This is a genomic window from Pseudomonas sp. DC1.2 (assembly GCF_034351645.1).
GTDB lineage: Bacteria > Pseudomonadota > Gammaproteobacteria > Pseudomonadales > Pseudomonadaceae > Aquipseudomonas.
On record NZ_CP133782.1, the window covers coordinates 2,759,394 to 2,772,334 of the forward strand.

Annotated in this window: 11 protein-coding genes; 1 reads left to right on the forward strand and 10 read right to left on the reverse strand. The window is 55.1% G+C overall.

What is annotated here, in order from left to right; all coding sequences use genetic code 11:
* Positions 1-74: 74 nt before the first annotated feature.
* From RHM68_RS12570 to RHM68_RS12610, 9 genes are all read right to left on the reverse strand, one after another.
* Positions 75-1,547, reverse strand: coding sequence for a mannitol dehydrogenase family protein (locus RHM68_RS12570; protein ID WP_322223429.1), 1,473 nt, complete (start codon positions 1,545-1,547; stop codon positions 75-77).
* 15 nt (positions 1,548-1,562) lie between these two features.
* The gene (locus tag RHM68_RS12575) at positions 1,563-2,666 is read right to left on the reverse strand and encodes a sn-glycerol-3-phosphate ABC transporter ATP-binding protein UgpC (RefSeq protein WP_322223432.1); all 1,104 of its coding nucleotides are present in this window, start codon (positions 2,664-2,666) and stop codon (positions 1,563-1,565) included.
* Between the two features lie 32 nt (positions 2,667-2,698).
* Complete coding sequence (locus RHM68_RS12580; RefSeq protein ID WP_322223435.1) at positions 2,699-3,529, reverse strand: carbohydrate ABC transporter permease; 831 nt, start codon at positions 3,527-3,529, stop codon at positions 2,699-2,701.
* A gap of 10 nt (positions 3,530-3,539) precedes the next feature.
* A complete protein-coding gene (locus tag RHM68_RS12585; protein WP_322223438.1) occupies positions 3,540-4,466 on the reverse strand; it encodes a sugar ABC transporter permease in 927 nt (308 codons plus the stop codon).
* A 102-nt stretch (positions 4,467-4,568) separates the two neighbouring features.
* On the reverse strand, positions 4,569-5,879 hold the full coding sequence (locus RHM68_RS12590; RefSeq protein ID WP_322223441.1) for a sugar ABC transporter substrate-binding protein: 1,311 nt from the start codon (positions 5,877-5,879) through the stop codon (positions 4,569-4,571).
* Between the two features lie 227 nt (positions 5,880-6,106).
* Positions 6,107-7,012: an AraC family transcriptional regulator gene (locus RHM68_RS12595; protein ID WP_322223444.1), complete on the reverse strand. Its 906-nt coding sequence runs from the start codon at positions 7,010-7,012 to the stop codon at positions 6,107-6,109.
* Between the two features lie 58 nt (positions 7,013-7,070).
* Positions 7,071-7,955 (reverse strand): phosphatidylinositol-specific phospholipase C domain-containing protein, encoded by an 885-nt coding sequence (locus RHM68_RS12600; protein ID WP_322223446.1) that lies wholly within the window; start codon positions 7,953-7,955, stop codon positions 7,071-7,073.
* A 206-nt stretch (positions 7,956-8,161) separates the two neighbouring features.
* Positions 8,162-9,061: a phospholipase gene (locus tag RHM68_RS12605; protein WP_322223448.1), complete on the reverse strand. Its 900-nt coding sequence runs from the start codon at positions 9,059-9,061 to the stop codon at positions 8,162-8,164.
* A 174-nt stretch (positions 9,062-9,235) separates the two neighbouring features.
* Complete coding sequence (locus RHM68_RS12610; protein WP_322223451.1) at positions 9,236-10,534, reverse strand: glycosyltransferase; 1,299 nt, start codon at positions 10,532-10,534, stop codon at positions 9,236-9,238.
* Positions 10,535-10,780: 246 nt separating this feature from the next.
* On the opposite strand from RHM68_RS12610, the gene RHM68_RS12615 reads away from it, so the two are divergent.
* Positions 10,781-12,289: a PhoPQ-activated protein PqaA family protein gene (locus tag RHM68_RS12615; RefSeq protein WP_322223453.1), complete on the forward strand. Its 1,509-nt coding sequence runs from the start codon at positions 10,781-10,783 to the stop codon at positions 12,287-12,289.
* A gap of 25 nt (positions 12,290-12,314) precedes the next feature.
* On the opposite strand, the gene RHM68_RS12620 is transcribed toward RHM68_RS12615, so the two are convergent.
* Positions 12,315-12,686 carry a response regulator gene (locus RHM68_RS12620; RefSeq protein WP_322223455.1) on the reverse strand — a complete coding sequence of 124 codons (372 nt, stop codon included), beginning with the start codon at positions 12,684-12,686 and terminating at the stop codon, positions 12,315-12,317.
* Between the last annotated feature and the right edge of the window lie 255 nt (positions 12,687-12,941).

A 12,941-nucleotide genomic window follows, 5' to 3' on the forward strand; every position in this document is an offset into this window, starting at 1 on the left:
GGACGCTCTGCGTCCGCTTTTGGAGGGGACGCGGAGCGTCCCGGGCTGCATTCCCACGCAGAGCGTGGGAATGATCAGGCGAGTACCTTTTCCAACGTCCGTGTCACGCCCACTTCACGCAAGCTGTTAACGCACCATTCAAACGCCGCCACAAATTCAGGCGAACGCGGTATCGCCATGCCAAAGACCTCCTCAACCGCCAGCAATCGCTGACTGATCAACTCGTCATCCGCCACCAACGCCTGACAGAACGTCGCGCGCGGATCAGGAATCGAGTAGGTATCGCCATTCTCATCCACGCCCTTCAAGTACAGCGCCCAGGCGGCGACCACCAACGCCGCGCGCTTGGTTTCCTGACCATCGGCAATCAGACGGTTGATCGTCGGCACGGTGAATTTTGGAAACTTCGACGAGCCATCCGAGCACACTCGTTCCAGTTGATCGGCAATCGCCTGATTGGAAAACCGCGCCACCAGGGTGTTTTTGTATTCGGTGAGATCAATCCCGGGCACGGGTGCCAGTTGCGGCGTCACGTCCAAGTCCATGTAAGCGCGCATATAACGCACGAACAGCGGGTCGTTCATGGTTTCGTGAACGAAGCGGTAACCCTTCAAAAAGCCCAGATACGTCAGCGCCAAGTGGCTGCCGTTGAGCAGTTTTATTTTCATCTCTTCATACGGTGTGACGTCGTCGGTGAACTGTACGCCGACTTTTTCCCAGGCCGGACGACCGTTAACGAAGTTGTCTTCGAGTACCCATTGCACAAACGGTTCGCAAACCACCGGCCAGGCGTCATCGACCGCATGTTTGTCGGCCAGTTGCAGGCGGTGCTCGGTGCTGGTCATCGGCGTAATGCGATCAACCATGGCATTTGGGAAACTAACGTTGGTATCGATCCAGTCGCGCAAATTGGCATCGCGCAGGGCCGCGAACGCCAGCAGGGCTTTGCGGGTGACCGCGCCGTTGTGTGGCAAGTTATCGCAGGACATCAACGTGAACGCAGGCGTACCGGCTGAACGACGTTTGGCCAATGCGGCGCAGAGAAAACCGAACACCGTTTTGGGTGCATTTGGGTGTGCCAGGTCGTGCTGGATCTGTGGCAGATGGGCCATGAACTCGCCGCTGCTGTCATCGATGCAGTAGCCGCCCTCGGTGATGGTCAGGGAGACGATGCGGATCTGCGGGCTGGCCAGTTTTTCGATCAGTGCTTCGGCGCCATCTTCGGCCAATAGCATGTCGCGAATCGCGCCGATAACCCGCACTTCGGTGCTGTCGGTGTCGCCCAGCTCGAACAGCGTGAACAGGTAATCCTGCTCTTTCAAATCATCTCGCGCCCGGCGATCTTCGGCGCGCAAGCCGACGCCGCAAATCGCCCAATCCAGGCCTTCGCCGGTATTCATCAACGCATCGGTGTAATACGCCTGATGCGCCCGATGGAAACCACCGACGCCGATATGCGCGATGCCTTGGCGCGTGTCGCTCAGGGCATAGGCGGGCAGGACCACCTCGGGGGCGAGGCGATTGAGGTTCTGTTTATTCAGTTTCATCGCGGGCTCTCTAAATCAGGCTGCGGCGCGTAACGGGCGGGTCAGCGCCACGCCGTCGGCATCGAATAAATGGCAGTGTTCGGCAGCCAAATGTAGGCTCAGCGCTTCGCCATAACGGCTGGCCAAGTCACCGCGAACGCGCATGGTCAACGCTTCGCCGGACGAGGTCACGACATGGCAGAAGGTGTCGCTGCCCAGGCGTTCGCTGACGTCGGCGGTGACTTGCAAAGTGCAGTCGCCGGTTTGCGCCAGGTTCAGGTGTTCCGGGCGGATCCCCAGCGTCACAGCACTGCCAACGCTCAAGCTGAGACGGCTTAATGGCAAGGTGATGCGGGTGCCGGCGTCCAGCAGCACTTCGCAATTCTGGCTTTCGACGCGGGTGACTCGGCCCTTGAGAAAACCCATTTTCGGCGTGCCGAGGAACCCGGCGACAAACAGGTTGGCTGGCTGGTGATACAGGTCCAGCGGCGAGCCGACCTGTTCGATTTTGCCGCCATTGAGCACCACGACTTTGTCGGCCATGGTCATGGCTTCGACCTGGTCGTGTGTCACGTAGATCATCGTGGCTTGCAGCTCTTTGTGCAGGCGCAACAGTTCCAGGCGCATCTGCACCCGCAGGGCGGCGTCCAGGTTGGACAGCGGTTCGTCGAACAGGAAGATTTTCGGGTTGCGCACAATCGCCCGGCCGATTGCCACGCGCTGACGCTGGCCGCCGGACAGCTGTTTCGGCTTGCGCTCCAGCATCGGCCCAAGTTCGAGGATGCGTGCCGCTTCGCCGACTTTCTTCTCGACTTCGGCTTTCGGAACACCGGCCAGATCGAGGGCGAACGACATGTTCTTTTTCACGGTCATGTGCGGGTATAGCGCGTAAGTCTGGAACACCATCGCCAAATCGCGCTTGGCGGGGCTGACTTCAGTAATGTCACGGCCATCAAGTTCGATGGTGCCGTCGCTGACCTCTTCCAGGCCGGCGATCAGGCGCAGCAGCGTGGATTTGCCGCAGCCCGAGGGGCCGACGAACACCACGAATTCCTTGTCGTTCACTTCCAGGTCTATGCCTTTGATGATGGAAAAGCCTTCGAAGCCTTTTTGCAGATTCTTGATTTTCAGGTTGGCCATGGTGGCGCTCCTTTATGCGAATTCTTAGAGGGCTATTTCACAGCGCCGAACGACAGGCCGCGGACCAGTTGTTTCTGACTGATCCAGCCGAAGATCAGAATCGGCGCGCAGGCCAGTGTCGAGACCGCCGACAACTTGGCCCAGAACAGTCCTTCTGGGCTGGAGTACGAGGCGATCAACGCGGTCAGTGGCGCGGCTTTGGACGAGGTCAGGTTCAATGACCAGAACGCTTCGTTCCAGCACAGGATCAGTGACAGCAACACCGTGGACGCCAGGCCTCCTTTGGCGATGGGTAGCAGCACCCGGATCATTTCCTGCCACAGCGTCGCGCCGTCGAGGCGGGCGGCTTCGAGGATATCTTTCGGAATGTCCTTGAAGTAGGTGTAAATCATCCAGACCACAATCGGCAGGTTGATCAGCGTGTAGATCACGATCAGGGCAGTGCGCGTATCGAGTAGGCCGAAGCTCTTGGCCAGCAGGTAGATCGGCATCAGCACGCCCACCGGCGGCAGCATTTTGGTGGAGAGCATCCACAACAAGGTGCCTTTGGTGCGTTTGGTTTCGTAGAACGCCATGGAGTAGGCGGCTGGCACCGCGATGAGCAGGCACAGCGCCGTGGCGCTGAAGGAAATCACCACCGAGTTCCAAGCAAAACTGAAGTAGTCGCTGCGCTCGTTGATGTGCAGGTAGTTCTCTAGCGTCGGCGTGAAAATGAACTGCGGCGGTGTGGCGAACGCGTCGATTTCGGTTTTGAAACTGGTCAGCACCATCCAGAAAATCGGGAAGAAGATCAGGATCGCGATGGCCCAGGCCAGGGTGCCGAGCAGCAGGCTTTGCAGACGGCGGGATTGTTGAAGAGTCATGGCGCGGGCCTCAGGCTTTGTCTGTCAGGTTTTTGCCGATCATGCGCACCAGCACGATGGCCGCGATGTTGGCAATCACCACCGCAATCAAACCGCCGGCGGACGCCATGCCGACGTCAAACTGCACCAGCGCCTGGTTGTAGATCAGGTAGGCGAGGTTGGTTGAGGCATAACCGGGACCACCGTTGGTGGTGGTAAAGATTTCGGCGAACACCGACAGCAGAAAGATCGTCTCTATCATCACGACCACCGCAATCGGTCGCGCCAGATGTGGAAGTGTCAGGTGCCAGAAAATCGCAATGGGTCCGGCACCGTCCAGGCGCGCTGCTTCTTTCTGCTCTTGGTCGAGGGACTGCATGGCGGTCATCAGAATCAGGATCGCGAAGGGCAGCCATTGCCACGACACAATGATGATGATCGACAGCAACGGGTAGTGCGCCAGCCAGTCCACCGGTTGCGCACCGAACAGCTTCCAGGCGTAGGCGAGAATCCCGGAGACCGGGTGGAAGATCAGGTTTTTCCAGATCAGCGCACCGACCGTGGGCATGATGAAGAACGGCGAGATCAGCATGACCCGCACGATACCGCGCCCCATAAACTCACTGGCCTCAAGCAACGCACTGATCAAAACGCCGAACACCACACTGATCAGCAGCACGCTACCCACCAGCAACAGCGTGTTGGTGGCGCCCGGCAGGAAACCCGAGTCACTCAGGAAGTAAGTGAAGTTTTCCAGCCCAACGAATTGGTTTTCACCGGGGTAGAGCAGGTTGTAGCGGATCAACGAAAAGTACAGAGTCATGCCCAGTGGCACGATCATCCACAGCAGTAGCAACGCCACTGACGGGCTGACCAGAAACCAGCCAGGGTTGGCCAGACGGTTTTTACGCACCGGCTGGGCAATGTCCAGGTGAGTGTTTGCAGTTGAAATATTCATGGCATTAAAACCGAGTCATGCAGACCTATGAAGATCCGATGTAGGAGCGGGCTTGCTCGCGAGTAAGCCTGCTCCCACCGCGGGTGGGAGCAGGTTTCGGGACTACTTGGGGTAACCGGCGCGCTTCATCTCACGCTCGGTGGTTTGCTGGGCGTCCGCTAAGGCCTTGTCGACGGTTGTGGTGCCGACCAAGGCGCCTGAGAACAGCTTGCCAACCTGCGTCCCCACCGCCTGGAACTCGGGAATCGTTACGAGCTGGATACCAATGTACGGGACGGGTTTGAGCGTAGGCTTGCTGGGGTCCGCTGCTTTCAGCGACTCAAGGGTTACTTTGGCGAACGGCGCGGCGGCCATGTAAGCCTCGCTGTAGGTGGAAACGCGTGTGCCTGGCGGCACATTCGCGATGCCATCTTTTTCGGCGACCAGCGTACCGTAAGCCTTGGAAGTGGCCCAGGCACTGAACGTTTTCGCTGCGTCCTTGGCCTTTGAACTGGTCGGAATGGCCAGCGCCCAGGAATACAGCCACGCCGAGCCCTTATCCGTGACTTGGTGCGGTGCGTAGGTAAAACCGACGTGATCGCTGACTTTGCTTTGGGTTTTGTCGGTGACGAAAGAACCGGCAACACTGGCGTCGACCCAAATTGCACATTTGCCGCTGTTGAACAACGCGAGATTTTCGTTGAAACCGTTGCTTGATGCGCCCGGTGGGCCGGATTTCTTCATGGTGTCGACGTAGAAGTTGAGTGCGTTTTTCCACTCGGTCCCGGTGAATTCCGGTTGCCATTTCTCATCGAACCAGCGCGCACCGTAGGCGTTGGCAATGGTCGTGATCAGCGCCATGTTTTCGCCCCAACCAGCCTTGCCGCGCAGGCAGATACCGTACTGCTCTTGATCGGGCTTGTTGAGTTTGCTGGCGAATTCGCCGATCTGTTCCCAGGTCGGGTGCTCAGGCATCGTCAGTCCAGCGTCCTTGAACAGGTCGGTGCGGTAATAAGTGATGGAGCTTTCAGCATAGAACGGCAATGCGTAAAGCGAGCCTTTGACTGATAGGCCTTCACGCACTGATGGGAAAACATCGTCGAGGGCGTAACTGGCCGGCAGGTCCTTCATGGGCTCTAACCAACCCTTTGCACCCCAGAGTGCGGCTTCGTACATGCCGATGGTCAGCACATCGAACTGCCCGCCTTGGGTGGCGATGTCGGTGGTCAGGCGTTGGCGCAGGACGTTTTCTTCGAGCACCACCCAATTGAGCTTGATGTCCGGATGTTCGGCTTCGAAGGTTTTCGAGAGCTTTTGCATGCGGATCATGTCGCTGTTGTTGACGGTGGCGATTGTCAGAGTCTGAGCGCCGAGGCTGACGCTACTGAGGGTCATGCAGGTAAGGGCAAGCAGCGCTTTTACAGAAGGTTGCATCATGCACTCCTTTTCTGCCCCCGGAGGGTGACAGAAGGACAGTTATTGTTTTTGTGTCTTCCGAAGGCAGGAAGAATGTGCGCTGATTACAGCCTTCAATTGGTGTGTTGACAAATCATCCATCGCACTTAAATCGATACTTTTTTGCACTCGGGTTTAGAGAGCGCTTGTCTGCCTTTTGTACCCACTTCATGCATACAGGTGTCGAGTGCGGGATCTCTCGAGGGTTAACCCAGGTTTTGCTCGGTCAACCGTTGCACCGCCAATCGACGGTAATGGGAGGGTGTCATTCCCTTGAGTTGCTGGAAACGTCGATTAAAGTTGGAAATATTGTTGAAACCCGACTCAAAGCACACATCAGTCACCGGTTTATCACCATCAGCCAGCAGTTCGCAGGATTTGCTGATGCGCAGGCGATTAACGAACTCGATGAAGCAGCGCCCGGTGGCTTGCTTGAATACTCGGCTGAAGTACGTGGGCTTCATGCCAAGGTGCTCGGCGACTTCCTCCAGCGGCAGTTCTCGGGCGTAGTGCGCGAAGATGTAATCGACTGCGCGGTTGGTGCGCTCGATATTGTGCTCATCAGCTAGTTGCGGGGTTGTGGCGCCTGACAGCAATTGGTAATCATCAGAGGCTGCCAGCAGCTCCAGCAAAATGAAAAAGTGCCCGAGGCGAGTGACCCCCTGGGTGTCGGCGATACGCTGCATCAGGCTCATCGCCTGACGTATCGTGCGCTTGCAGCGAAACTCAATGCCGTATTGCGCACGCTCCAGCAGGGGCGTCAGGGTCTTGAGTTCGGCGAAGACCAACAGACCACTGTCGAACAACTCGTCAGTGAAGTTGACCAGCATGTCGCGCTTGGGCACCACTTCGTCTTCTCCCACCTGGCTGATCCAGTTGTGGGGGAGGTTGGGGGCCGTGAGAAAAAGCGTTTCCGGGTAGAAATTACCGATGTAATCACCGATGAACACCTTGCCGGAGCTGGCGACGATCAGATGCAGTTCGTATTCCTTATGGAAATGCCAGCGCACCAAAGGGCAGGGAAATCCGTGCTCACGGTAGATGATGGACAACCCGTTATGGTCGTCCATCAATTCGTAGGAGGGGTCGGTAATTTTCGCGGTGCGTGTCATATCAGGGCACTTTTATTGTTATAGCGCCTTGATCATGCCTCTTTCAAAGGCAATAACGCTAGCCAGCCGGGGTATGCAAACGGCTGCCGTAAACCGCTTTCATGCTGGAGGCGCTCCAGCAGTAGGTCACGATGTTGGATTCCTCAAAGAAATCTGTACTGATGATGCTACAGCGTGTGACCCAATCACGAGAGGTCGCAAACCAGTCGTTGATGTGGTGTTTTATGTCCTGGGGGCCGCCAAGAAGTGTGTAGCAGGTGGCGGGGAGTGACCATAGAAATGGCGTGTTAGGCGTGGACGACAGCGTTGCGGATATATGATTTTTCAGCTCGTGCGTATTGGTAAACGTCATGCCGCTCCACTTGTGGGGGATGCGCGGCCAGAAGTACAGGTCATTCAGTTCTCGGTGAGGAGGGCCAGACAATATGATCCTGCGACGGCAACTGGCTCGCTTGAGTTCACCGACGGTTTTTAATGCATCAGTGCAGGGAATAAGCCGCTGGGATAGCCGGCTCATCAGTAGGTCATTCATTTTTTTAAAGGCAAACGGCTTCTCAGCGTCGCCCAGTTGATGAAAATCGAAAACAATGAACTCTTCCGGGTAAAGGTCGAGAAATGTGGTGACGGCGCTGATCAGTTCATCCAGCACGCGATGTGACTGATAGCCATTGTGATGGAAGTAAAAAATTGATTGATCCGCACCCTCGGTATAACCCAGTCGGATATCGAAAGCACGTGCGCCATGGCTCAACTGCCAGGAAAACGAATCGTTTTGACACGTGCCCCAGTTTCCGAAAACAACTTCATAGTTAGGCGATTTTTTATCCATCCCACTGTTATGCGTGCAGGGCCAGACAATATCGGTCAGCAGGATGCTATTGATATCAAGCACATTACTCATCCAGGTGTTTTTATTCAAATAGTCTTGTCTGAACTGTGGCATCGGTAACCTCCATGTATTATTTTACCCCCCCCCTTCTTGGATAGGCGCGCCCATAGGCTGGCACTGCTCGATACGAGCTATCTATCGTTCAGAAAGCGAGCCTGTCAGAGAAGCATAGAGGTGATAGGTCGTAGCGCAAGCGCCGGAAACATCTTAATAAACATAGCCAATGCATGACGCGCTAACAGTGTTGAAGGAAGGTCAGTTTATGAGTGTTTAGTGCTGGCCGACTTGATCAGGTTTGCGGCCCGACAATATTCAACAAGTTTTGACTCTTCAAAGAAATCCGCATTGACGATACTGCTTTTTAGGATCCAGTCACTGTTTAAAGGGTTAAACCACTTGTTGAGATACTCCTTGATATCCACCGGGCCGCCCGCGATCGTATAGCTGGTGGCAGAGAGAGACCAAGGCATCACGCTCCTTGGGGGGTATTTCATAACCTCGGTAATATGGGCATGCAGGCGATCAGTGCTGGTCAGCCCTACGCCGCTCCATTTATGTTCGATTTTTCGACAAAAATAGTAGTCGTTTAAATTAGGGTGCCATTCGGCAGCTAACATTATTCGCTGTAGGGGACTGATGCGCTTCAGTTCATTCAGGCTCAAATCGACGTTGACGAAGGGAATGATCCGACGCCCCAACTGAGTGATGAGGGTTGTCTGAAATTCTTGGTAGTCGAACGGTGTATTACCTGACTGGAGTTCGTGGAAGTCCAGAATGATAAATTCATCCGGGTTCTCATGAAGAAATCTTGCGACATCCGTGACCAGGTTGTCGAGTGTTCGAGAGGAGCGAATACCACTGTGGTGAAATCGATAAGTGTCAACGCGGGCGTTAATGTTGTATTCAAGTCGGATGTCCAGTGCGCGAGCACCATTGATCAGTTGGTAATAAAAAGATTGATTCTGGCAGGCCGTCCAATGACGAACAGGCGCGAAAGCGTAACTTGCCGCCAAGTCAACACCGCAGTTGTGAGCGCCAGGTAAAATCAGTTCGCCCAGCGATAATAAATCCATCCCCGGCGCGCTGCTCATCCATTGGTTAAGTGGGAATGTGCCTTGATCGGGCGAGGTCGATAAGGCGTGGTGGGTTGCGCTGTTCATGAGGCATCCTTGCATTAAATATTAGTGGGTTTAATCGTAAATAAAAAAGTGAGCGCCCCGTAGTGAGTGAAGGCCGTCCTTGGTCTTACTTATACCTTTAATAGCGATTACAAAAAGCGGCCACGTTGTACAAGACATTTCTTTTGGGGGGCGGCGTCAGTTGGCAAGCGCTCTTTATAGTTTTGGTGGGTGGGTATTTTTCGCTTCAATCCACTGGGCCATGTATTGAGTGCTCTTGTGTTGGTGATGCCGTAACATACTGCCCGTAAAGTTATTCCGACGTAGTTGCGCCATGTGCTCTTTGCAATACAGTAGTTTTTCGATGAGTGCAGGACCGTGTACGTGGCGCTGGTAACGACTGAGTAACAGTTCGAGGCCGAGCGCCTGTGCCTGGTTCCATTGCGTCTTGTCTTTGTAGAGTTGCACGGCGCAATCGGCAAACTCGCGCGCTGTTCGGGTCACGGCCCCCGGCCATGCGGCCTCTCCGTGCATGGCTTCGGCACCTGTAGGGGTGGTGACGTTGGGGGTGCCACAGATCATCGCATCGACGATTTTGCCTTTGATACCCGCGCCAAAGCGCAACGGCGCGAGGCAGACACGGGCCGCTGACATAACCTGAAGGGCATCCTCTGCCCAGTTCATGATGTGAAAGCCTTGGGCCGCGTTGTGCAGCGCGGTTGCCTTGGGCGGCGTATACGCGCCATAGATGTGCAACTGCGCGCCAGGAAGCTGTTCGCGAATAAGTGGCCAGATCACGGTTTTCATCCATAACACCGCGTCCCAATTGGGTGCGTGGCGGAAGTTGCCGATACTCAGGAAGTGCGCGCGATCTTCAAACGAAGCGGGCGTAGCCGTCGGTGGGTCGACCATTAGCGGACACCAATGCAGCAAATGGCGCGGCAGTTTGAACTGCTCCACGAGCAACTCGATTTCCACTTCAGAGATCATCAAGCTCAGATCACAGCGGTACAGCGCGGCAACTTCGCGCAGGGCCAAATCGGTTTCGGCCATCAGTTCGAACTCTTCACGCAAGGCCGGTGCAAACAATTCACTGAAATTATCAGTGTCATTGCTGTTTTTGAGGCGTTCCTTGAGGCGTTGCTGCCTGGCGTGACGCAGGCTTTGCAAGTCGGAGGTTTCAAGGACACGCAAGGCATTCGGGCAGTGTTGTTCGACGCGCCAGCCGAACTGCTCCTCCATCATGAATTGATCGAATAGCACGATGTCCGGCGCGAGTTCATGGACGAAAACATCAAACGTACTGCTGTTGAGCTCAATAGGGACTTCGCGAATGCCGAGTTGCGCCAGATCAGCCTTGTGTTCGCCAATCCCGGCAGGGCTGCTGAAGGTTACCTTCCAGCCTTGCTGTAAAAATGCCTCAAGGATTTGCATCACATGACCGCTGGCCGCCGAAGAACGGGGTTCGGGCCAAACGTAACCGATGACCAGAACGTTAATTGCGGGCTGACTCATGAACAATTTCCTTGGCGGCAAGCGGAGTTAGTCGTGAAAAAAGGCACCAATTAGACCATAAGCCACAGGACGAAGGCGGGGATCATCGAGGTTCTATGAACTAGACACTTCCTGTAGAGCGCTAACTTTCTGACGGAAGGTAAGTGAAACTCGATTCCACTTTCAAAACTGCTGATACTGACAGTAGTTGTCGGGCCCGAGGAGGTATTTGATAGAGACTCATGAATTGCAGACGAAGCTCAGCCAATGACGCTTAAACGCCAACCCAGTGTTCGACTGATTCAATCGATTAGCCTGCTGTTGCTCGCAGTGACCGGTGCTGGTTGTTACACGTCAGGTTCGCCTACGGTGTCGGCCAAGCAATGCTTTGAACTCAGCGGAAATGATTTCAGTGAGGCGTTGGCCTGTTACAACAAGGCTGAAGCCGCACGTCCCCTGAATTACGTCAGCCACGGACAGACAAGTGAGCCGGGGCTGACCATCAGCCGTTTCGAACTGACGTCGCAGTCCTGGGCTCCGGATGCCAGCGTTGCTCCTCAGGATTGGAAGCATGAGGTGAGTATTTACCGTCCGGTGGATGCTCTTGCCGGTCCGGCCTTGTTGGTGATCAACGACGGCATCAACCATGCGGCGCCGGATAACGCGGCCCAGCCGCCGGATGACTTTACCGAGCCAACACTCAAGAACATCGCGCTCAAGACCCGCACTGTCGTGGTCTCAGTCAGTAATGTCCCCAATCAATACCTGACGTACAGCGATGATCACGTTCCACGTCAAGAGGACGACAGTGTCGCCCACAGTTGGGCCCTGTTCCTGAAGGCACCGCAGGATCGTCCCTTTATAGCGCTGCAAGTACCGATGACGATTGCGGTTATAAAGACCATGGATCTGGTGCAGAAAGAGACAGCGCAGGATCCGATAAAAACATTCACCCTGACCGGTGCTTCAAAACGCGGCTGGAGCACTTGGCTGGTGGCTATCCTGGATCCACGCGTCACCGGTATCGTGCCCTTTGTCATTGATATTTTGAATGCCGATAAAGTGTTCGATCACACCTATGCGGTCTATGCCAACAACTGGCCGCTGGCGTTCATTGACTACTACAGACAGGGTGTTATCGCTCAACGCAAATCCAGGGCCTTTGAGCAGTTGATGCAAGTTCAGGATCCGATGCGTTATTTGCACAGTGCCTATGCCGATCGTCTATCGATTCCCAAGTACATTGTTAATGCCAGTGGCGATGATTTTTTCCTGCCGGACAACACGCGTGAGTACTACGCCGAATTACGCGCAGAGAAAGCACTGCGGGTGCTGCCCAATACGCCGCATGACGTAACGCCTTTCATCGAGGACACGCTGATTCCATACCTCAATCGACAACATTCCAAACGGGCAATGCCGACGATCACAGTGCAGGAGTCTGAGCGGGGTAAGAACAGTAAAATACTGTCGCTTCATCTGTCCGAAGTCCCCGTCAAGGTGACCCATTGGACAGCTATCAATCGGGCGGCTCGTGATTTTCGTTACAACTGCGGCATCCGCTATACACCGACCGCTCTTGTTGCATCCCAAAATGTTCAGGTCACATTTAAGGCGCCCTCTACAGGATGGTCTGCACAATTCGTGGAAACCCACTACGCCGATGGGTTCGTTACCACCACGGACGTCCAGGTGCTGCCCGACACCTATCCCGTCAACGCACCACCTTCGGACGGCAAACTCTGTCAAACGTTGCCTGGCGCGCCAGGCAATTAATGAGTGAAGGCGATTGGGCGCGGTTTCAGCTGTTTGTTCTGGCCAAGATGCCTCGCACCTTGTCCCGCAACTGGTCAATGGAAAACGGCTTGCCGATCACTGACATCCCTGGCGGCGCCTGAATACTCTCGGCGTAACCACTGGCGAACAGGATTGGCAGTGCAGGGCGCAGGAGGCGAGCCTGGGTGGCCAGTTCGCGACCATCCATCACCGGCAGCCCAACATCCGTCATCATCAGGTCGATGTGCTGATCTTCATTGTTGAGAAACTCCAGCGCTTTCTCACTACCGTCCGCCTCGAGCACCCGGAACTCCAGTTCCTCCAGCACATCGACGATCAGCATACGTACGATGGCATCGTCTTCGACGACGAGGATGATGGGCGCGTTGTAGGACATAGTGAGACTCTCGAAGATTAAATGTGCGATTGCCGGTCGATCAAAATTGCCGGGCTCATGCTTGAGTAAATATCGGACCCCGACAAGTTCCCGACCCGGTATAAAAAACATGAGCAGTAAAACAACGCGCAAGGATAGCGCGCCCGATTGTCCAAGCGCAGCTAATTGAAAAAATTTGCTGTCAGCGCTGTCATAAAAAATGGATCAATGCGCCAGTTTTGGGCAAACTCCGTAGCTTTCAATAGTTCGACAAGG